19 protein-coding genes are annotated in these 19,715 nt (G+C 63.9%); 13 read left to right on the top strand and 6 right to left on the bottom strand.

Annotated features, from left to right (window positions below; genetic code table 11):
- Positions 1–52: 52 nt before the first annotated feature.
- Positions 53–1,354 carry an MFS transporter gene (locus tag PYR64_RS15075; RefSeq protein WP_275776060.1) on the top strand — a complete coding sequence of 434 codons (1,302 nt, stop codon included), beginning with the start codon at positions 53–55 and terminating at the stop codon, positions 1,352–1,354.
- Here PYR64_RS15075 and PYR64_RS15070 read toward each other — a convergent pair.
- Complete coding sequence (locus PYR64_RS15070) at positions 1,305–3,356, bottom strand: DUF6807 family protein (protein WP_275779975.1); 2,052 nt, start codon at positions 3,354–3,356, stop codon at positions 1,305–1,307. The genes PYR64_RS15075 and PYR64_RS15070 overlap by 50 nt on opposite strands.
- Positions 3,357–3,594: 238 nt before the next feature.
- Between PYR64_RS15070 and PYR64_RS15065 the strand changes: the two genes are divergently transcribed.
- The 4 genes from PYR64_RS15065 to PYR64_RS15050 all read left to right on the top strand — a co-directional run bounded on the left by PYR64_RS15065 (position 3,595) and on the right by PYR64_RS15050 (position 6,597).
- The gene (locus PYR64_RS15065) at positions 3,595–4,614 is read left to right on the top strand and encodes an acetylxylan esterase (RefSeq protein WP_275776058.1); all 1,020 of its coding nucleotides are present in this window, start codon (positions 3,595–3,597) and stop codon (positions 4,612–4,614) included.
- A 219-nt stretch (positions 4,615–4,833) separates the two neighbouring features.
- Positions 4,834–5,982, top strand: a complete 1,149-nt coding sequence (locus PYR64_RS15060) for a 3-deoxy-7-phosphoheptulonate synthase (RefSeq protein ID WP_039242783.1) — start codon at positions 4,834–4,836, stop codon at positions 5,980–5,982.
- A gap of 139 nt (positions 5,983–6,121) precedes the next feature.
- Positions 6,122–6,334: a helix-turn-helix domain-containing protein gene (locus PYR64_RS15055; protein ID WP_017199160.1), complete on the top strand. Its 213-nt coding sequence runs from the start codon at positions 6,122–6,124 to the stop codon at positions 6,332–6,334.
- Positions 6,335–6,498: 164 nt separating this feature from the next.
- On the top strand, positions 6,499–6,597 hold the full coding sequence (locus PYR64_RS15050) for an AURKAIP1/COX24 domain-containing protein (protein ID WP_003792170.1): 99 nt from the start codon (positions 6,499–6,501) through the stop codon (positions 6,595–6,597).
- Positions 6,598–6,796: 199 nt separating this feature from the next.
- On the opposite strand, the gene PYR64_RS15045 is transcribed toward PYR64_RS15050, so the two are convergent.
- Entirely contained in the window at positions 6,797–7,762 is a 966-nt protein-coding gene (locus PYR64_RS15045; protein WP_275776051.1) for a DUF559 domain-containing protein, read from the bottom strand.
- A 221-nt stretch (positions 7,763–7,983) separates the two neighbouring features.
- Positions 7,984–8,802 (bottom strand): HAD-IB family hydrolase, encoded by an 819-nt coding sequence (locus tag PYR64_RS15040; RefSeq protein ID WP_018776983.1) that lies wholly within the window; start codon positions 8,800–8,802, stop codon positions 7,984–7,986.
- Between the two features lie 200 nt (positions 8,803–9,002).
- Here PYR64_RS15040 and PYR64_RS15035 point away from each other — a divergent pair, with 200 nt between their 5' ends.
- Together PYR64_RS15035 and PYR64_RS15030 are read left to right on the top strand one after the other, a co-directional pair.
- On the top strand, positions 9,003–9,257 hold the full coding sequence (locus tag PYR64_RS15035) for a glutaredoxin family protein (RefSeq protein ID WP_018776982.1): 255 nt from the start codon (positions 9,003–9,005) through the stop codon (positions 9,255–9,257).
- A 77-nt stretch (positions 9,258–9,334) separates the two neighbouring features.
- Positions 9,335–10,042, top strand: coding sequence for a redox-sensing transcriptional repressor Rex (locus tag PYR64_RS15030; RefSeq protein WP_039242779.1), 708 nt, complete (start codon positions 9,335–9,337; stop codon positions 10,040–10,042).
- 48 nt (positions 10,043–10,090) lie between these two features.
- Here the strand turns inward: PYR64_RS15030 and PYR64_RS15025 are convergent, their stop codons facing one another.
- The 3 genes from PYR64_RS15025 to PYR64_RS15015 form a co-directional block, all read right to left on the bottom strand.
- Positions 10,091–10,834 carry a hypothetical protein gene (locus tag PYR64_RS15025; RefSeq protein WP_018776980.1) on the bottom strand — a complete coding sequence of 248 codons (744 nt, stop codon included), beginning with the start codon at positions 10,832–10,834 and terminating at the stop codon, positions 10,091–10,093.
- Between the two features lie 228 nt (positions 10,835–11,062).
- On the bottom strand, positions 11,063–11,743 hold the full coding sequence (locus PYR64_RS15020) for a hypothetical protein (RefSeq protein WP_144027583.1): 681 nt from the start codon (positions 11,741–11,743) through the stop codon (positions 11,063–11,065).
- 166 nt (positions 11,744–11,909) lie between these two features.
- A complete protein-coding gene (locus PYR64_RS15015; protein ID WP_026267054.1) occupies positions 11,910–12,461 on the bottom strand; it encodes a YceI family protein in 552 nt (183 codons plus the stop codon).
- A gap of 208 nt (positions 12,462–12,669) precedes the next feature.
- On the opposite strand from PYR64_RS15015, the gene PYR64_RS15010 reads away from it, so the two are divergent.
- From PYR64_RS15010 to PYR64_RS14985, 6 genes are all read left to right on the top strand, one after another.
- Complete coding sequence (locus tag PYR64_RS15010) at positions 12,670–13,335, top strand: histidine phosphatase family protein (RefSeq protein ID WP_189075389.1); 666 nt, start codon at positions 12,670–12,672, stop codon at positions 13,333–13,335.
- 6 nt (positions 13,336–13,341) lie between these two features.
- Positions 13,342–13,947, top strand: a complete 606-nt coding sequence (locus PYR64_RS15005) for a TlpA disulfide reductase family protein (protein WP_018776974.1) — start codon at positions 13,342–13,344, stop codon at positions 13,945–13,947.
- A gap of 5 nt (positions 13,948–13,952) precedes the next feature.
- Positions 13,953–14,708 carry a cytochrome c biogenesis CcdA family protein gene (locus tag PYR64_RS15000; protein ID WP_018776973.1) on the top strand — a complete coding sequence of 252 codons (756 nt, stop codon included), beginning with the start codon at positions 13,953–13,955 and terminating at the stop codon, positions 14,706–14,708.
- A complete protein-coding gene (locus tag PYR64_RS14995) occupies positions 14,708–16,417 on the top strand; it encodes a cytochrome c biogenesis protein ResB (RefSeq protein ID WP_189075388.1) in 1,710 nt (569 codons plus the stop codon). Before PYR64_RS15000 ends, PYR64_RS14995 begins: the two co-directional genes overlap by 1 nt.
- Positions 16,417–17,484 (top strand): c-type cytochrome biogenesis protein CcsB, encoded by a 1,068-nt coding sequence (gene ccsB / locus PYR64_RS14990; protein ID WP_018776971.1) that lies wholly within the window; start codon positions 16,417–16,419, stop codon positions 17,482–17,484. Before PYR64_RS14995 ends, ccsB begins: the two co-directional genes overlap by 1 nt.
- A gap of 177 nt (positions 17,485–17,661) precedes the next feature.
- The gene (locus tag PYR64_RS14985; RefSeq protein WP_275776045.1) at positions 17,662–19,713 is read left to right on the top strand and encodes an Hsp70 family protein; all 2,052 of its coding nucleotides are present in this window, start codon (positions 17,662–17,664) and stop codon (positions 19,711–19,713) included.
- The last annotated feature ends 2 nt before the right edge of the window (positions 19,714–19,715 follow it).

Here is a 19,715-nt window from a genome sequence, read left to right as displayed (position 1 = left end):
ATCAGCTGTACAAAAACTCCCCACCGACCCAGCTGAATCGAGCAGACCCCCAGTGTCGCCGCGCCCCTTTCCACCGCGCCTTTTTCCACGTCGATCCACCCCCACTCAGCCTGCAAGCCCACGGGCCCGCTCGGTCGAGACCTGGCACTATCCGTTGCGGAACCACAACTACCGGATCTTTGTGGCCCTCTCATTGGTGGGCAGCGGCGGGGTCTGGATGCAGCGTTTGGCCCAGGACTGGCTGGTTCTCCAGCTCACGGGCAGCCCGGCCGCCGTGGGTCTTGCCGTCGCGCTCCAATTCCTGCCCATGCTGGTGGTGGGCCCGGTCAGCGGTGTCTTGGTGGACCTATTCCCCAAACGCCGCATTCTCGTTGTTTGCCAATCGGTAGCCGCCGTCCTGGCTGCCGGGCTCGCTGTCTGGAACGCGATGGGAGGCAGCGACGTCTGGGTTGTCTACGCCGCGTGCATCGCACTGGGAGTAACCAGCGCCATTGACGGCCCCGCACGGCAGGTTTTCGTCAACGAAGTGGTGGGCGACGCCGGGTTGCCGGCGGCCATCGGACTGAACAGCGCCATCGGCCAACTGGGGGCCATGGCCGGACCCGCGCTGGCAGGCGTTGTCATTGCCCAGGCAGGCCCGGCGGCGGCGTTCGCGGCCAATGCCTGCCTTGGCGTAGCGGTCCTGGTGATGATCGCAGCCATCAGGCCCGGGGAACTCCATCACTCGCCGGTGGTGCCTGATCCTACGGTGCGAAAAGGCCGGGTATTGGCTGGATTCCACTTCGTCCGTGCCCGCCCACGACTCCTCCTCACCATGCTGCTGGCAGGCTTGCTGGGTGCCTTCGGAATGAACGGTCCTGTGGTTCTGGCCGCCTTCGCCGACCGGGTCTGGCACAGCGGTCCCGCGGGCTTCGGTTTGTTCAACACCGTCAGTGCCCTCGGCGCGTTGGCCGGGGCGCTGGTGGCTACCCGGATCAAGCGCTTTGGCCGGAAAGGAATCGTGGCCAGCGCAGGCCTTTTTGGGTTGACACAAGCGATCGCCGCCATGATGCCAACGCAGGAATGGTTCGTGGCCATGCTCGTGGTGGTTGGCTTCATGACGCTCGTCTTCCTCACCAGCGCGGCTACTGCCGTGCAGCTTGAAGCCGGCGCGCATGTCCGGGGCCGGGTCCTGGCGCTCTACTTTCCGCTGCTCCTGGGTGGCCATGCGTTGGGCGGGCTGCTCGCGGGGTGGCTCACCGAGGACTTCGGCGTGCGGACCGGTCTGGTGGTGACCGGTGCCCTGGGCATGGCCTCCGCCGTGGTCATTGGCCTCCTGATGTGGGGCTCAGGGCGTCGTCGCGTCCAGCCGTAACCAAGTCCTCGATCTCCCGCGGATCCAGCAAGCCGTCACTGATCCAGACGGAGTTGGTCCGCGTCAGCGTCTCACCGGCAGCCAACTCGACGGACTCATCCCAGGCCAGAGCCGAGCCAACGGCCGGGTAGCCCCCGCACCTGACGAACCATGGGTCCGCCGACTCCCGGGGTGCGGCGAACACCAAGGTGGCAGGGCCGGCGTCGAACTCTCCCGCCCAGGCCAACCAAGGCGAAACCGAGCCGTGCACGGCGGATTCGCCGTCGGCTGTGGAGGAAAAGACGCGCGGCGAGGAGTTTGCCGGAAGCCGCCAAAAGAATCCGCCGTAGCCGCTGCCGGGGGCACCATGCGATCCCGGGCTCCCCAGCGAGGCGTCGACGACGGCGGTGAGCCGGGTCCGGATGTCCAGTCGCCACGTGCGGGCGGTGATGGCGGTCCGTTCGAAGGTCCGGCGTTCCTGGAGGAGGAGGCTGCCGTCCGAACCGAACCAGTCGAGGTCCAAGGCGGTGTGGTCGGCAGCGCGGGCAGCAGCGGCGATCTCGATCCGGCCGTGGTCCATCAGGTCCACGTACTTTCCGGCGCTCCGCCGGTAGCTTCGACCTCCCCAGAAATTGCTCCCGTTGACGTCCTGGAGCGCGAAACCAGCCCCCAGGTGCCAGACGTGGTCCGACGGAAGATGGTCCGTCACCACTGTCCCGGACGGGGTGCTGACGGGGTGCAGGTAGGGGCGGGGCGAGAGCCAGGATTCGAGGCCACTCCCGTTCCGAAGGACGGTGTCGGACGGTCCGTTCGCGAACAGCGGTTCGGTGTTCGTCGTTGCCTGTCGTGCCCAGGGTAGGCCCAATTCGGCGAAGGTTGCGTGGGCATGCGTCGCACGTTCCACGGCGTCCTGGATGCCCGGAATCACCGCATGGGCCTGCTGGCCTGTACCCACCCACTCCACGAAGTCCGGCGAGATCGGCTGGGGCGGTTCCGCAGTGCGGATGGCTTCCACAACACGCATGAACGCACCGCTGTGCTGGAGTGGACTGATCAGCGGTACGCCGGTGGCCAGGTGCTCTATCAGGTTCCCGGTGAGGTCGTCGCGCCCGAAGACACGGCTGCTTTCGCCCGCCTCCGTGGTGACGGCCACGCGGTCCTCGGTGTAGTGGAAGACAGCTGTTCCTTTAGTGCCCTGCAGCGTGATGTATGGTTCCACTGATTCGGCCGAGCAGAGGGTGAGGGCGCAGGTTATCGGTAGGCCGCTGGCGGTCCGGAGGCGGATCACGGAGGTGTCGTCGGCTTCAATGTCGTTCGCGCGGTACAGGTCGGTTTCCACCGAGGCCAGGTCATGTGGTTCGCGTGCCCCGGCGATGCGCAGGGCCGTCGCGATCGCATGGGCCAAGGGGTTGGTAGCCACGCCGTCCACCACGTCCACGCCATCCAGGCTGCGCTTTCCGGCCCAGCGCGAGCGTTTGTAGTAGGCCCGGTCCCGGACCCAACGCCCGGTCGCCGTGATTCCCTTGAGGGTGCCAATGCCGGGGAAGTCCGCCGTGGAGTTGCCGACCGCCAGTTGTTCCAGTGCGGCCAGGGCATGTGAGCCAAGGCTTTGGAACCCCACCTGGACACTCCGGCCGGTGGCGGATGCCGCTTCCTGAAGCCGCAGGAAATCCGCCATGGACGCCACAGGGGGCTTTTCCAGGTAGAGGTCCGCATGGGAGGCCAGTACGGACAGTGCCAGGGGTGCGTGGGTCTGGATGGGTGTTGCCACGATGATGATGTCCGGGCGGTGGTCTGCGGCAAGCAGTTCATCCAGTGTGCTGTGGACCGCCGTTGTGCCCGGCAAGCCTCCTGCAGCAGGGGGATTGGGGTCTGCCACCGCAACAAGTTCCACCATTCCATCGGCGGCGAGCCGCTCAAGGTTGTGGAGGTGGTGAGTGCCGAATCCATGGACTCCTACCAAAGCAACCCGTGCCCGTACTGGGGTGGTTCCCGATGTGCTCTGCAAGGGCCTCGAACCCATGGCGGGCTCGAAAGATGGGGTGTCCATGGCTCTCCTCTGCTGGGGCTGCAACGAAGGCGCGTGACGTCGTCGTCGGAGTCTTTACGGTGTACTGTGCTGGCTAAGACTCTACTTAGCAAGCGCTTTCCAATGGTAGTTACAGATCAGTGTAGCGCGGGGTACGTAGAAATGTAACGATTCAAAAAGGTCGGCTTTACCCGGTGGCGTCGCCCCCAAAACCATGACATAGGATGTCCTCATGCCTCTCTTTGACCTCCCCCTCGAGCAACTCCGCGAGTACGTCTCACCAGCGCTCCCGCCGGCCGACCTGGATCAGTTCTGGGACCGTACCATCGCCGAAGCCCGCACGGTTCCGCTCGATGCAGTGTTCGAACCGGTGGACAATTACCTCAGCGTGATCGACACGTTCGATGTCACGTTCTCCGGCTTCGGGGGAGACCGGATCAAGGGCTGGCTGCACGTGCCCGCCCACCTCGAGGCCGGGCAGCAGCTCCCGGTCGTGGTGGAATACATCGGCTACTCGGGCGGTCGCGGCCTGGTCAACCAGAACACCCGCTGGGCGCAGGCCGGCTATGCGCACTTCATCATGGACACCCGCGGGCAGGGCTACGGTGGTGTCGCCGGGGATACCCCGGATCCCCACCCGTCAGCCGGCGAGGTCAACTATGCGGGCCTGATGACCCGCGGTGCCGACCACAAGGACAACTACTACTTCCGCCGGGTCTACGTCGACGCCTTCCGCGCGGTAGAGGCGGCACAGAACCATCCCGCCGTCGACCCTTCCGCGGTGGTCCTCACCGGCATAAGCCAGGGCGGCGGCATCACTGTGGCGGCTGCCGGGCTGACGGCCGGAAGGCTCGACGGCGTCATCGCCGCGCTGCCCGACGTCCCCTTCCTGCAGGACTTCCCGCGCGCCATCGACATCGCCCCGCGTGGTCCGTACCCGGAGATCGCCGGTTTCCTGGGCCGCCACCGCGACCGTTACGAGCCCATGCTGGCGGTGCTCAACTACTTCGACGGCGTCCACCTTGGCCGGGCGGCAAGCGTCCCGGCGCTGTTCTCAGCAGCCCAAATGGACGATATCTGCCCGCCGTCCACGGTGTTCGCGAGCTACAACAACTACGGCACTGATTCCCGGGCCAAGGGCAGCGAGCCCGCCAAGGACATCGAGGTGTACCGCTTCAACAACCACGAGGGCGGCCAGGAACACCACTGGATCAAGCAGTTGCAGTTCCTGCGCAAACTTTTGTCATCATGATGAACACGATTTGCCGGGTTTGATCGGGCGCGGTTATGGTGTGGCTATGACAAACCGTTGGTATGCGTATTTTTCGTTGGCTCTGGAGGGGCCCGCGTCTAACTGACACGCATCCAACTTTCCTTCAGAGCCAACAGGGCAGAGATGATTCTCTGCCCTTCGCCATATCCGGCGGGTTCTGAAAAGGGGCCCGCTCCGTATCCCGGACAGGACCCAGACATGACCAGCACCGCCCCCGAATCCATCGAAGCGCTCGATTCCGCAGCCGCAACGGACGCCGCGCAGCCCGCCACCTCCAACCTGCGGGTTGCCCGCTTCGAGCCCCTTCCGGCCCCGCAGGACCTCATCGCCGAGTTGCCGCTGGACGCCCGCTCAGCAGCCGTCGTCGACCGTGGCCGTGACCAGGTCCGCGCCATCATGGACGGCGTCGACGACCGCCTGCTGGTGATCGTGGGACCCTGCTCCATCCACGATCCCAAAGCCGGACTTGAATACGCCCGCCGCTTGGTCAGCCAGGCCGAGAAGCACAAGGAAGACCTGCTGATCGTGATGCGTACGTACTTCGAAAAGCCGCGCACCACCGTCGGATGGAAGGGGCTCATCAACGATCCCCACCTGGATGGCAGCCACGACATCGCTGCAGGCCTTCGTGCCGCCCGCGGTTTCCTGAAGCAGGTCACCGCCTTGGGCCTGCCCACAGCCACCGAATTCCTGGAGCCCATCAGCCCGCAGTACATGGCTGACCTGGTCTCGTGGGGTGCCATCGGTGCCCGCACCACCGAGAGCCAAATCCACCGCCAGCTCGCCTCGGGCCTGTCCATGCCGATCGGCTTCAAGAACGGTACCGACGGCGACCTCCAGGTTGCCATCGACGCTTGCGGCGCCTCGGCCGCTGAACAGGCCTTCCTGGGAATCGACGACGACGGCCGGGCGGCCCTCGTGGCGACCTCCGGCAATCCGGACACGCACGTGATTCTCCGCGGCGGACGCAAGGGACCGAACTACTCGCAGGACGATGTAGCAGCGGCTTCCGCCAAACTGGCGGCCAAGGGACTCAACCCGCGCTTGATCGTTGATGCGAGCCATGCCAACAGCGGCAAGAGCCACCACCGGCAGGCAGAGGTTGCCCTGGAGATCGGAGCCCAGCTCGAAGCAGGTGCTTCCTCCCCGATTGCCGGCATCATGCTGGAGAGCTTCCTGGTGGGCGGTGCGCAGAACCTGGATGTTGCCAAGCAGTTGGCCGGTGAACAGGAGCTCGTGTACGGCCAGAGCGTTACTGATGCCTGCATGGAATGGGATGTCACCGCTTCGGTGCTGGAGCAGCTCGCGGCCTCAGCCCGGAAGCGCCGGGAAGTCTCGGGGGAGTAGTATCCCACTTCGTCGAAAGGCTTTCACATAGGCCCCATCAGCCTCTAGAGTATCTAGCACATGGTTGTTTGATGGCTCAGCATCGTCACACCGTTTCCTGGGGGTGTCCTAGTCGGCTGAGAGCAAAGGAATATGGGAAATGTCCGCGGAGACCAACTTCTCGAATGCGCGATTCATGACGGTGGCTGAAGTGGCCGACGTCTTGCGTGTTTCCAAAATGACCGTGTACCGCCTGGTCCACTCAGGGGAAATGCCGGCCGTCAGGTTTGGCCGCTCCTTCCGGGTCCCCGAAGAAGCCGTGGCCCAGTACCTCAAAGGTGCTGTGGTTGACGGACAATCCGAGACCGCCTGAGGCTGCCGGGGTCCGTCCAACGGACCGTGGTCATGGGGTACCCCTTTGAAGCGGTACTCTGTTAAGGAACGTTTTACGTCAATGTAAGAATCTGTCAGTTGTACTTGTCTGCTTCCGCGGATGTGTTCCAACAGACAGGAACTTCTAGTTTGTAAGGAACTTTCGTGGGTTCAGTTATTAAGAAGCGCCGCAAGCGTATGGCCAAGAAGAAGCACCGCAAGCTGCTTCGCAAGACTCGCCACCAGCGCCGCAATAAGAAGTAGAGATACTTCATCAAGCGTGAATGCCCGTTGCCTCTCGAGGTGGCGGGCATTTTTGCATCCGTGACGCTTGCTCACATCCCGCGGGTTTGGGTGTGGCGCTTGCTCACGTTCCGTGGGTTTGGTGGTGACGCTTGCTCACGTTCCGTGGGTTTGGGTGTGACGCTTGCTCACATCCCGCGGGTTTGGGTGTGACGCTTGCTCACGTCCGGGGCCGTGCGAAGCCGGAACGGACTGCGGGGTCTACCCATCCTTGCCGCAACGCCCTCTTTATCTGCCGGGTAGCGTTTGCGAAATTGTCTGCGAGGTCGTCCTTCCCGAAGATGAGCACCGTCCACCCGGCAGTCTCGAACGCTTTGTCCCTGCGCCGATCGCTAAAGATCTGTTCCTCCGCGAGGTGATGGCCGCCGTCGTACTGGATAGCGATCCGACGCTCCCGGTAACCGAGGTCGGCAGAAGGGGAGAGGGGATCGGCCAGCCGGAGCCGAAGTTGCAGTTCGGGTTCCGGAAGACCGTCGTCAAGCATCGCAAGACGAAGCAGCGACTCGGGGGCTGAGTCAGCGCCTACCCGCATCAGGTCGATTGCTTCCCGAGCCCGCACGACACCTTGAAGGTTCTTGTGGAGCTCCACCATCGAGCGGAGGGAAGCAATGGTTGCAAACGCTGTGTCCCGTTGTTCAAATTCGGGCCTGGGTACGCGGATGAGTTGGTCTCCGACGCAGACGAGTTCCTTCAACGGCAATATGCGGGCCAAATCCAGCCAGGTCCGGGACCGGGTGCTGATCCAAAACCCTCGGACCAACTCAACCTCGCTCTCCGCCACTACGACGCTATGCCCGGAGACGCCCTTTCGCCGCACTGCCGGCAGATTTCGAGGCTTGCTCAGGTGCAGCTCATTGGAATCGGCGAGCCACGGAGGGAGCGGCAAGCCGTGCAGCCGGGCGGCAGTGACATGCGAAATCCAGGCGCCTGGACTCGCGACCGAGAGCGATCGGGCAGCTGCTTCAAGGTCGAAGTCCCAATCCGATGGCCGGTAGATACCTTTACTCACTGCTTCAATGCTGACGCGGTTCCAGAGATTGCGATGCGCGAGACCGGCAGCCTTGGCCTCGTCAAGAGTGAACGGAGCGGATCCCAGTTGGGACGGAACGGGTTTCGGTATCTGCATACGGCATTGTTACCCGGATCCGGCTGTGAGCGCAGAAGTTATCCACAGGCGGGTCTGCCCTCATCCGGGGACGTGAGGGAGGGTTTGGTTCAAGCAGCGGGGACGTGAGGGAGGGTTTGGTTCAAGCAGCGGGGATGTGAGGGAGGGTTTGGTTCAAGCAGCGGGGATGTGAGGGAGGGTTTGGTTCAAGCAGTGGGGATGTGAGGGAGGGTTTGGCGACGCTAGAGGCGGGGGCCGCGGAATCGTGAGAAGCCGCGCCACAGGCCGTAGATCGCCCCTCCGACGGTGGCGGCTTTGAGGCCGAGGGTTGCCGCGCGTCGGCCGGACCGGAAGTCGTATACGGGCCAGTTGTTGTCGCGGGCATGGCGTCGCAGCTTGGCGTCAGGATTGATGACGACGGGGTGCCCCACCATTGTCAAAAGCGGGATGTCGTTGGCGGAATCGCTGTAGGCCCAGCAGTGGTCCAGATCCAGGCCCTCCCGGTCGGCGACCAACTGCACGGCGACCGCCTTGGCCGGTCCGTGCAGGATGTCTCCGACCAATTTCCCCGTGTACATGCCCTCATGCACTTCACCCACGGTCCCCAATGCACCGGTGAGCCCGAGCCGGGTGGAAATTACGGTGGCAACCTCGATCGGCGTCGCCGTCACCAGCCAGACCTTACGGCCCACCCTGAGATGTTGCTCTGCGAGAGCCTTCGTTCCGGGCCAAATCCGGGACTCGATCATTTCGTCGTAGACCTCTTCGCCCAGGGCTTTGATGTCATCTACGGTGATGCCGGCCGCCAGGGTCAAGGCCGAGTCGCGAACGGCATGGACGTCCTCCATGTTCTCGCCGCGCATCACGAACTTAAATTGCTTCCAGGCGAACCCGGCCGCTTGCGGCAAGGTAAAAGCTTTGCGTTCATACATTTTGCGTGCGACGTGGAAGAGGCTCGCACCCTTCATCAACGTGTTGTCGACGTCGAAGAAAGCAGCTTCGCCGCTGTGCTTCTGCGCTTGGGCAGCAGCGGCAACGGCGACGTTCTTCTCCTCGGGCATGCCTTGAGTCTAGTCAATGGCGAGTACCCCGCGTTGAGGGCGCACTCGAACGCCCTTACCGGTGGGGTGTGAGGGAGGGTGGGGTTGAAGGGGGTGGGGTGTGAGGGAGGGTGGGGTTGAAGGGGGTGGGGTGTGAGGGAGGGTGGGGTTGAAGGGGGTGGGGTGTGAGGGAGGATCGCGGGGCGGTTACCGTTAATCACATGGCTACTCCCGACGTCGTCCTCCTCACCAAAGCTGACTGCCACCTCTGCACGGACGCCCGCGCCGCCGTCGAGCGCGTTACTGCGGGCCTCGGCTTGAGCTGGTCTGAACAGCGGATCGACGCCGACCCCCAACTTCAGGAGCGCTACGCGGAAGAGATTCCGGTGGTGCTGGTGAACGGTGTCCAGCGCGATTTTTGGAAGATCGACGAGGCCCGGCTGACCCGCACCTTGAAGAAAGCCCTGGAGGGCTGAGGGTGGCCTTGCCCGTATGTAGCGGCTTTTGTTGAGTCCGGCCCGGGGGTCATAGAGTGGAACAACAAAGCGACGCAATGGAGAATACCGTGACTGCGCTGGAACCGTCCGCGGAAGCACTATCCGGGGACAACGAACCTGCGGCTAAGCAGATCCCGCCCGCGGCTGTGGCCCGGATGACCCTCTATTTGCGTGCGCTGAACTCGCTCTTGGCCGAAGGAGTTGAGCGCGTCTCCTCCGAAGCGCTGGCCGAGGCGTCAGGTGTCAGTTCCTCCACGCTCCGCAAGGACCTCTCGTACGTAGGCTCGTATGGCACGCGCGGGGTCGGCTATGAAGTCCAGTACTTGAGCCGTCACATCGCCGCGGCGCTGGGTCTGACCCATGACTGGAAAGTCGCCATCGTCGGTGCCGGCAACCTCGGCAAGGCCCTGGCCCGGTATGGCGGCTTCGAGTCCAGGGGATTCGACGTCGTAGCCATCTTCGACGCGGACCCCATGGTGATAGGCAACGAGGTAGGGTGGCTGCGCGTCAGCGACTCAGCCGAGCTTGAGCGGGTCCTGGAGCGAACCCACACGAACATGGTGGTGCTTGCCCTGCCGGCCACGGTGGCGCAGGCAGTGTGTGACCGGGTTATTGCTGCCGGCATCAGGAGCATCCTGAGCTTTGCTCCGGTGCTCCTGCAAGTTCCGCCGCACGTGAATCTGCGGAAAGTGGACATGGCCACGGAGCTGCAGATTCTTGCCTACCACGCACAACGGGCGCAGACCCCGGGCCAGGCTGTTTAGCCTTCGCCGGGTCCGCGCCCGTAGTGGTGTGTTTGGAACCCTGTCGCTTTAGCGTCCGGAGGGAGTCTGGTACGGGTTTCCGAACTGCGGTGTCTTGCGGAAGTACGGAGCCGACGCCGGCAGGTACAGCAGGACGATCGCTACGATTCCGAGCAGTGCTGAAAGCGTCGCCAGGCTGAGCGGCACGAGGGCAAAGATCGAGAGCGCGGCGAGGACCGTGCCGAGGATGCGAGCCCAGTTCTTGCCCTTGCGGACGTTGATGGCAACGAGTGCGTACAGGCCGGCACCAATGACACCGAGTGCAATCATGACGCCGACGATGAAGCCCTGGACGTCTTCAAAGCGGACATCCGCGGCGCCGCCGGCCGACATCTGGTCTTCGAACATGCTCCTGAAGGAGGGGTCGTTCAGTGCCGCCATGGAAATAAGGATGGAGATCAGCCAGATTGCGCCTGCGCCGACAATCAACCAGAAGGCGATGTTGACCATTTGCGGGACTGTGGCAGGACCCGGCTGCTGACTCGGCCAGTTGGTGTCCTGACCGTACTGGGGCGCCTGGCCATAGGGCGAAGCGCCGGTCTGGCCGTACTGTGGGGCCGCTGGCGGCTGGGACTGCTGGCCGTACTGCGGTGCTGCAGGCTGGCCGTACTGTGGTGCAGCAGGCTGGCCATATTGCGGAGCTGCCGGCGGTGGGGACTGCTGGCCGTACTGTGGTGCAGCGGGCTGCGTGCCCGGCTGCTCAGGCTGGTTGGAGTCGCCCGGGTTCGACGGCGGGTATGGAGGGTTGCTCATGGCATTCCTTTGCTTGTTCGACTGCAGGTACGGCCGCCGGGATCAGCAAAGTGACCCTGCCCCCAGCGTGGTTCTGCTTCCACCGTACCCCCAGGGTCCCGCGCCGCTGCATACCACACGCAGGAATTTCAAGAGGGCAGGGAAAATCATCATGTTGGCGTACGTCTTCATGATGAAGGCCGCGGGAATCCCAGGGGATCCGGCCGCGGCCTTCATGCTCAGCAAGTGCTAAACGAAGTGTTTCTGCGATTCCGGGAGCCACATCATGATTGCTGCGGCAACAGCGGCCGCCGAACTGAGCAACCCGAGGTTGAAAGTGATCAGGAGGAACAGCAGGGAGAAGACCGCGAAGCCGCCCAAAATGGAGAGGACCAGCCGGGCCCACCGGGCGCCCTCCTTCATGCGGATGGCGATGAAGGCGTAGACGGCGGCCATGATGATGCTGAAGACGAAGTTGAAGATCCCCGTCCCGATGGCCAGGGCTCCGAAGTAGTCGCGGTAGATGAAGATATTGGCGAAGTTGGCGATGACGCCCAGTGCCGCTGCGGCAATCCACAGCCAGTAGGACGTGGTGAGGGTCTTAGGGACGCCCGTGGTGTCACGGAATCTCTGGGCGATGTTGTTGAAGTCCAAACCGAAGACGTTCCGCGGAGGTGCGTTATAGCCGAGTCCGGCGGGCGGTGCGGGGTTCGGGCCGGCCGGTGCTGTGTAGGCGGGTTGTCCCGGCTGCTGGTAGGCAGGGGGAGGTTGGTAACCTTGCTGCCCTTGGTAGCCACCTGGCGGAACAGATCCGCTTTGGGGAGGCTGGTAACCGCCGGGAGGTTGGTAGCCCGCAGGAGGAACATTGCCTGGCTGCGGTGGCTGGGCGCCGGGCTGCTGTGGCTGAGGTGCTTCATCTGGGGTACTCATGGCATCACTGTAGACCGCAGGTTGAAGGTTGCATAGGAAATTCCGAGCCAACTCGCAGCTAAATACAGGGTGTTTGCCGAACAATGGCCGGGTGACTCATGTGTATGCGAAACGGCGCCCCTGCAGCGCGAAGCTGGGCAGGGACGCCGTCCGGGGTGTTCTGGAATCAGGCTGCGGCCGGAGCGATGAACGCGAGTTCGAGGTTGATAACGACCTTGTCGCTGACCAAAACGCCACCGGCTTCGAGGACTGCGTTCCAGGTAAGGCCGAAGTCCTTGCGGCTGATGGTGGTTTCACCCGAGACGCCTGCGCGGGTGTTGCCGAACGGGTCTACTGCAACGCCGTTGAATTCGGTCTCGATGGAGACCTCCTTGGTGACGCCCTTGATTGTGAGATCGCCCACGAGGTCGAAGCTGTTTCCGTTGGCCTTGACGTGGCGGGACACGAAGGTGATTTCCGGGAACTTCTCGACGTCGAAGAAGTCTTCGCCCTTGACGTGGCCATCGCGGTTGACATCGCCGGAGTCGAAGCTGGCGGTCTGGATGGTTGCGGAGACCTTGGAGTCCGTCAGGGTTTCGCCGACCTCCAAAGTGGCCGAAGCGTCCTTGAACTGGCCGCGGACCTTGCTGATGCCTGCGTGGCGGACGGTGAAGCCGATCTCGCTGTGGGAAGCGTCGAGGGTCCAGGTGCCGGTGGTGACGGAAGCGGGGAGGGTCATCATGGTTGTTGCTCCTATAGGTAGTGGAAGGTACTGCGTGCTTGCCCGGTTGAACCAATTGCTTGAAGCGTCAACTGAGCTTCGTGTCTAGTATAAACATGCATATGCATCTTTTATTCCAACTCCACGGAACATTTACGGAAAACTTTGAGTTCTACTTGCGGTAGAAGATTTCGGATCGCCCCGCTTCTTTGAGAAACTGGTAAACATGCCCCAAGCAACTGTCCATCTGCTTCGCCATGGCGAGGTCCACAATCCCGACGGCGTCCTCTACGGTCGCCTGCCGGAGTTCCACCTCTCCGAGCGTGGCCGGGAGATGGCCCGTATGCTGGCCGACCACTTTGTTGCCCGCGCCGCCGACGGTGCGAAGATAGTCCATCTGGTGGCCTCTCCGTTGACGCGTGCCCAGGAGACGGCCATGCCGACGGCGGAAGCACTGAACCTCGAAATCACGGTCGAGCCGCGCATCATCGAAGCCGAGAACCACTTCCAGGGACTCCACCCCACAAAGAGCGAGTTCCTGAAGCCCAAGCACTGGTTCTACTTCCGGAATCCAATGCGGCCCTCCTGGGGCGAGCCGTACAAGGAGCAGGCAGCCCGCGTGCTGGCTGCAGTTGAGGATGCCCGCGTCAAGGCAATCGAACTTGGCGGGGACGGCGCCGAGGCCATCCTGGTCAGCCACCAGCTGCCGATCTGGTCAACACGGCTCACGGCTGAGGGCCGTCGCCTGGCGCACGATCCCCGTAAACGTGAATGCACTTTGACGTCGCTTACGTCCCTGACGCTCGACGACGACGGCCGGATTATCCGGGTTGAGTACAGCGAACCTGCCGCCGCGCTGCTTCCCGGTGCGGCCAGCACTCCGGGGGCATAGGAAGACATGGACAACAACCTTTCACGTCGAGGCGTTCTTACCGCCGGCGGTGTCCTGCTGGCGGGACTGACCATGGGACTTTCCGCGTGCGCCCAGAAGGACTCCCTTGCGGAGCAGGCAAAGGCGGGCGACAACAAGAACTACGTGGCCGGCGACGGCTCGGTGACGGAATTCGCCAAAGCCGACCGTGCAGCGCCCGTAGCCCTCAAGGGCACCCTGTTCAACGGAAATGAGGTCAAGCCCGAGGACCTCAAGGGCAAGGTCACGGTCCTGAACTTCTGGTTTGCTGCGTGCGCTCCCTGCCGGATCGAAGCGCCGCAGCTTGAAGCGCTGCACCAGGAATTCAAGGACCAGGGCGTCCAGTTCTTCGGCGTGAACCTCCGCGATGAAAAGGCCACCGCTGAGGCCTTCGACAAGACGTTCAACCTCACCTACCCGAGCTTCAACGACAAGGACGGGTCCGTGCTGCTGTCCGTGTCCGGCATCGTCCCGCCCGGTGCCGTCCCCACAACCCTGGTCCTTGATAAGGAAGGCAAAGTTGCCTCCCGCGTGCTTGGCGAGATTGAAAAGAGCACCTTGAAGGCCCTCATCACCTCAGCCGTGGGCGAGTAGTCACCGTGAACAGTCCTTTCGCCGAGACCATCCTCAACGGTTCCCTTCTGCTGGCCGTGCCGGTCGCATTGCTGGCCGGGCTGGTTTCGTTCCTCTCGCCGTGCGTGCTGCCGTTGGTACCCGGGTACCTGGGGTACGTCACCGGGCTGACCGGCGTCGACCTGCAAAAGCAGCGGCGTGGCCGGATGCTGGCGGGGATCGGGCTGTTTGTCCTCGGATTCTCCGTAATTTTCGTGCTCCTGGGCGGCGCCTTCGGCCAGCTCGGGACGCTGCTGACGGGCCCGCAGAACGCCTGGATCACGCAGCTGCTGGGCCTTCTGGTGATCGTCATGGGCGTCGTGTTCATGGGCGGCTTCGGCTGGCTTCAGCGTGATGCCAAGATCCACGCCAAACCGCCGGCCGGACTGTGGGGTGCGCCGCTGCTTGGACTCACGTTCGGTTTGGGCTGGGCACCATGCATTGGCCCGACCTACTCCGCGGTACAGTTGCTGAGCTTGTCCGGCGGATCGTCGGCGGCCAAAGGTGCGCTCCTGGCGTTCATCTACAGCCTTGGCCTGGGCATCCCGTTCCTCCTGATCGCTCTGGCCGTCCGCCGGGGCATGGGTGTCATGTCCTTCTTCCGCAAGCACCGTTTGGCCATCCAGCGGATCGGCGGAGGCATCCTGATTTTGCTCGGCATCCTGATGGCCACCGGTGTGTGGGGCCAGTGGGTGACCGGGTTGCAGTACTGGTTCCAAAATGACGTGAAGTTGCCAATCTGATGAGCGAGTCCGTGAAAGCCAAGAAGAAGTCACCAGCCGCTGAAGGCGCCACCACAGCGGAAGGAAAACTCCAGCAGGCCAAGTCTGAGGCCGCGGTACCCGTGCTCGGATTCAAGGGCATGCTCAGGTGGGCCTGGACCCAGTTGACGAGCATGCGTACAGCGCTGTTCCTGCTTCTCTTGCTGGCCGTCGGTGCAGTGCCGGGTTCGCTGTTCCCGCAGCGCGCCGCCAACCCTGTCACGGTCACTGAGTGGATCAAGAACAACCCTGCAACCGGGCCGTTCCTGGATGCCCTCCAGATGTTCGACGTCTATTCGTCCGCCTGGTTCTCGGCCATCTACATTCTGCTGTTCATTTCGCTGATCGGCTGCGTGACCCCCCGCGCCATTGCGCACTACAAAGCCATGAAGTCGCAGCCGCCGCGCACTCCCAAGCGCCTTTCGCGGCTTCCGGAGTACGGCACCCTGGCGCTGCCCGCCGACGCCGGGATCCCGGCGTCGAAAGCCATCAACGATGCCGCCGGGCTGCTCAAGAAGCGCGGTTACCGCGTTGATGTACGCGACGTCGACGGCGCCCTGCCGTCCTTGGGCGCCGAGCGGGGCTTCCTGAAGGAAGTGGGCAACCTGGTGTTCCACACCTCGTTGATCGGCGTGCTGGTGTCCGTGGCCATCGGCGGCCTGTTCGGATACAGCGGCCAGCGCATCCTGGTCGAAGGCGAAACTTTCGTCAACACCCTGGTTGGCTATGACCAGTTCACCCCGGGCACCAACTTCCAAAGCAGCTCGCTTCAGCCGTACTCGGTCCGTTTGGACAAGTTCCAGGCAACGTTCGACCGGGAGTCGCCCAAGAAGACCGGCCAGCCGATCGACTACACGGCCGAGGTCACCACCAAGGAAGACCCAGGCGCGCCCGAGCAGAAGGAAGTGCTGAAGGTCAACGACCCCATTTCCCTGGGCGGAACAAGCCTGTACCTCACGGGCAACGGCTACGCACCCGTGGTCACGGTCCGGGACGGCGACGGCAACGTGGCTTTCCAAGGTCCCGTCACCGCGAAGGTCCAGGGGGCCAACTACTACTCGTCCGTGGTCATCAAGGTCCCGGACGGCACTCCCGACCAGCTTGGCTTCAACGGCTTCTTCCTGCCGACCGCCTTCGAGTCGGAACAAGGAATCTCCTTCAGTGCCGACCCCGCTTTGGCCAACCCGCAGTTGAACCTGGATTCCTACTACGGCGACCTGGGCCTGGATGAGGGAACGCCCCAGAATGTCTTTGAACTGGACGTCAAGAACCTTACCCAGCTGAACGGGCGCAAGCTTGAGGCCGGCGGCATCGTGCTCGGTTTGGGCCAGACCGCAACTCTGCCCGAGGGTAAGGGAAGCATCACCTTCGACAGTGTTAAGAAGTACATCGGCGTTGACATCCACCACAACCCCGGCCAGCTGTACGCCCTTATCTTCGGCCTGCTGGCGGTGGGTGGCCTGATGGTTTCCCTTTACGTCAACCGCCGCCGGGTCTGGGTCCGCACCGGAACCCACCAGGACGGGCGCACCATGGTGGAGTACGGCTTGCTGGCACGCGGTGAAGACCACCGCCTCGCCGGAGAAGCCGCAGCACTGCGTGAAATCTTTGCCCGCGAATGGAACCTCCCGGAATCACCGGAGCCTCCCGCACCTCGAACCGTCTCTTCCTCAACCTCGAAGGACCAGTAATGCCAGCCATCAACGAAACCCTGGGCCAGTACAGCGAGCTGTTCATGCTGTTGGCCGCCGGCACGTACACCGTGGCGTTCATCGCCTTTGCCTGGGATCTGGCGAAGAGCAGCAAGACCTTCCAGGCAGTGGATTTGAAGGCAGCAGCCAGGTCCACCAGCGAAAAGGTCAGCGTTGCAGCCGGTCGCGTTGGGGCTGCCCTGTCAGGTCCCGACGCCGGCGGGCCGGCCGGCCGGGCCGAGCGTCCGACGTCGGGCCCCACCCATGCAGGCGGGACTGCGGCAGGCGACATGCGGTACACGGCCGAACGGCGCGTTCCCGCTCGCGTGGCAGTGGCCTTGACGGTGCTTGGCGTGCTGATTCACGGCGCAGGAGTGGTGACCCGGGCATTGGGCGCCGGCCGCGTGCCGTGGGGCAACATGTATGAATTCCTCACCACGGGCGCTTTCGTTGCCGTGGCCGTCTTCCTGATCACGCTGATCCGCCGCGACCTGCGGTTCCTCGGCACGTTCGTGCTGGGCTTGGCTATCATCATGCTGGTGGCTGCGTCGGTGTCCTTCTGGACCCCGGTTGGCCACCTGGTCCCCGCATTGCAGAGCTACTGGCTCATCATCCACGTCTCCATCGCGGTCCTGTCATCCGCTTTGTTCACCCTGACCTTCGCCATGTCCGTCCTGCAGTTGCTGCAGTCGTACCGGCAGAAGAACCTGGCGGCCGGCCGCGCAGACAACCTGGCCTTCATGCGCGTGGTTCCCAACGCCCTGAGCCTGGAGAACCTGTCCTACCGCATCAACGCGATCGCGTTCATTGGCTGGACGTTCACGCTCATGTTCGGCGCGATCTGGGCCGAGAAGGCCTGGGGCCGGTTCTGGGGCTGGGATCCCAAGGAAGTCTGGACCTTCGTGATCTGGGTTGTCTACGCAGGCTACCTGCACGCCCGTGCCACCCGTGGTTGGACAGGCACCCGTGCAGCGTGGTTGTCAATCGTCGGATACGCCTGCGTCATCATCAACTTCACGTTGGTAAATACCGTTTTCAACGGCTTGCATTCCTACTCCGGCCTCTAAGGTCCAATCCGGCGCTGAGCAGGAGCTTTACTTCAATAGTCATCAGCGGCCTCGGGAAATTGACAATTCGGTGTAGCAATTAAGCCTTTTGCGTGTCCGGAGCAGGTGCTAACTTGTTCAAGACCCGCTAGTGAAGCAGCTCGCTTGCGTCGTGCCATGTGAACTCTCGAGGTACCCATGAGCTATGTTCTCGCCATTGATGTCGGGACAAGTTACACCGCCGCAGCTCTTATCAAGCCTGGGCGGAGCGCCGCACCCACGCCTGAAATCCTGCCCCTTGGGATCCATGGAAGCACTGTGCCTTCGGTGCTTTTCTACGCGGACGACGGCCGGATATTGGTGGGCGAGGCGGCTGAACGCCGGGGCCTGGACGATCCCCGGCGGATGGTCAGGGAATTCAAGCGCCGCATAGGCGACTCCGTTCCACTCGCTGTGGGTGAGGGCTGGATGTCGCCCGAGGACGTGTACGCCACCATGGCTCGATGGGTGGTGGACAGGGCCGAAGAGCGGGAGGGGAGCCTGCCGTCGTCGATCATCATGACGCACCCCGCAGCGTGGGGCGCGCACCGTACCTCGACGGTCCTCGCCGCGTTGAACGTTGCGGGCCTGCACGATGTCACCCTGATCAGCGAACCCGTTGCCGCCGCCCTGCACTACGCCACCCAAACCCGCGTGGAGGACGGCAGCACCATCGCCGTGTATGACCTTGGCGGCGGAACGTTCGATACCGCGGTCCTGCGCAAGGCGGGCGCTGGCAGCTTCGAACTCCTGGGCCGTCCCGACGGCATTGAAACTCTTGGCGGCGCCGATTTCGACGCCGCCGTTCTGCGCTACGTCATGGGTCACCTCGGGGACGCCTTGGAGGGACTCGAGCCGGAGGCGCCGGAAAGCAAGGCAGCGTTATCCAGGCTGCGGAGGGAGTGCCGCGAAGCCAAGGAAGCGCTGTCCATGGACAGCGAGGCCAGTATCGCCGTCGCGCTGCCGGGAACCCAGCGGACCCTGCGGCTGGTGCGGTCCGAGTTCGAGGCCCTGATCGAGGCGTCCATCCGGGAAACCGTGCACGCTCTCGAACGGAGCCTGCGCAGCATCCACCTTGAGCCCGGGGACCTGAGTACCGTGCTGCTCATCGGCGGCTCGTCCCGCATTCCCTTGGTGGCGGAAATGATTTCGGTGGAACTGGACCGTCCTATCGCCGTCGATGCCGATCCCAAGTCGTCCATCTGCCTTGGCGCCGCTGTCGCGGGTCTGGGTACCGCAACTGCAGCAGACCTGGAAGCGGCCGAAGCTGAGGCTGCCCCGGCGACGGTGATGGAAGGACGTGGCGTTGCCAAGCGGGCGAAGACTGCGCGGCCGCCCGTCGCCGGCTCCAGGCCCCACCTCGGTGCCGTCAAAGCCGCGGTCGCTCCCGGGGGCGCACACCGCTCCCACGTCCGCCTGGCCGCAGCGGCGGTTGCAGCAGCAACTGCGCTGACCATTGCCACCGCCACGGCGGCGCAGAGCCCGGAAGGCAGCGGCATTCTGGCGTCCATGTTCGGAAACCAGGCTGCCGACGTCATGCGCGGCGACGGCTCGCCGGTTGCCGCAGCCCAAGCCAACGGCGGGGGCGGTGCCGCCCCGGGTGCGGCACCGGCGGTGGGAAGTCCGACGGCGGGACTTGAGGCCAGTGCCCGCGCTGGAGTGACGCGGGCGGGGACCGGGACCGGAAAGAGCCCGGCACGGTCGGGAAGCACGGGAAACGGCTCAGGTGCGGGATCGGGGGCCGCCCAAGGCCAGACAGCCGGTACCGGCGGAGCAGGCAGTGCGGCCGGGACAGGCAACGCGGCCGGGACAGGCGGGGCTGCCACTACAGGCGGGGCTGCCACTGGAACCACGACGCCGGAGACTCCCGGAAGCGGCTCCAGCAACCCACCGGCGGCGACGCCCACCCCGGAGCCTACAGGCGGGGCCGCCAGCGGACCCACACCACCACCGGCAACGACGCCACCCACTGTGCCGCCGCCGGTAACCGATCCTTCCACGCCACCTGTCATACCGACGGACCCGGTTACCCCATCGCCGGTACCCACGGTGCCGCAGCCAGAACCCACAGTGACCCAGGACCCTGCTCCACCGCCGCCTGAACCAACAGTGCAGCCCGAGCCCACCATCCCGCCGGCCACAGTCGCCCCGGAGCCCCTGCCAACAGAAACAAGTCCGGCCCCGGATCCAGCACTGACTCCGGCGGTCTGACC

Origin of the sequence: Paenarthrobacter sp. Y-19 (assembly GCF_029223985.1) — a bacterium.
GTDB classification, from domain to species: domain Bacteria; phylum Actinomycetota; class Actinomycetes; order Actinomycetales; family Micrococcaceae; genus Arthrobacter; species Arthrobacter nicotinovorans.
Note: the sequence above shows the minus strand (reverse complement) of the source record. Positions and strands in the feature narration are given on the sequence as shown.

Coding starts and splice junctions, on each gene's coding strand:
- PYR64_RS15070 (WP_275779975.1), bottom strand. CDS start 3,356: ATGGGTTCGAGGCCCTTGCAGAGCACATCGGGAACCACCCCAGTACGG.
- PYR64_RS15065 (WP_275776058.1), top strand. CDS start 3,595: ATGCCTCTCTTTGACCTCCCCCTCGAGCAACTCCGCGAGTACGTCTCA.
- PYR64_RS15060 (WP_039242783.1), top strand. CDS start 4,834: ATGACCAGCACCGCCCCCGAATCCATCGAAGCGCTCGATTCCGCAGCC.
- PYR64_RS15055 (WP_017199160.1), top strand. CDS start 6,122: ATGTCCGCGGAGACCAACTTCTCGAATGCGCGATTCATGACGGTGGCT.
- PYR64_RS15045 (WP_275776051.1), bottom strand. CDS start 7,762: ATGCAGATACCGAAACCCGTTCCGTCCCAACTGGGATCCGCTCCGTTC.
- PYR64_RS15040 (WP_018776983.1), bottom strand. CDS start 8,802: ATGCCCGAGGAGAAGAACGTCGCCGTTGCCGCTGCTGCCCAAGCGCAG.
- PYR64_RS15035 (WP_018776982.1), top strand. CDS start 9,003: ATGGCTACTCCCGACGTCGTCCTCCTCACCAAAGCTGACTGCCACCTC.
- PYR64_RS15030 (WP_039242779.1), top strand. CDS start 9,335: ATGGAGAATACCGTGACTGCGCTGGAACCGTCCGCGGAAGCACTATCC.
- PYR64_RS15025 (WP_018776980.1), bottom strand. CDS start 10,834: ATGAGCAACCCTCCATACCCGCCGTCGAACCCGGGCGACTCCAACCAG.
- PYR64_RS15020 (WP_144027583.1), bottom strand. CDS start 11,743: ATGAGTACCCCAGATGAAGCACCTCAGCCACAGCAGCCCGGCGCCCAG.
- PYR64_RS15015 (WP_026267054.1), bottom strand. CDS start 12,461: ATGACCCTCCCCGCTTCCGTCACCACCGGCACCTGGACCCTCGACGCT.
- PYR64_RS15010 (WP_189075389.1), top strand. CDS start 12,670: ATGCCCCAAGCAACTGTCCATCTGCTTCGCCATGGCGAGGTCCACAAT.
- PYR64_RS15005 (WP_018776974.1), top strand. CDS start 13,342: ATGGACAACAACCTTTCACGTCGAGGCGTTCTTACCGCCGGCGGTGTC.
- PYR64_RS14995 (WP_189075388.1), top strand. CDS start 14,708: ATGAGCGAGTCCGTGAAAGCCAAGAAGAAGTCACCAGCCGCTGAAGGC.
- ccsB (WP_018776971.1), top strand. CDS start 16,417: ATGCCAGCCATCAACGAAACCCTGGGCCAGTACAGCGAGCTGTTCATG.
- PYR64_RS14985 (WP_275776045.1), top strand. CDS start 17,662: ATGAGCTATGTTCTCGCCATTGATGTCGGGACAAGTTACACCGCCGCA.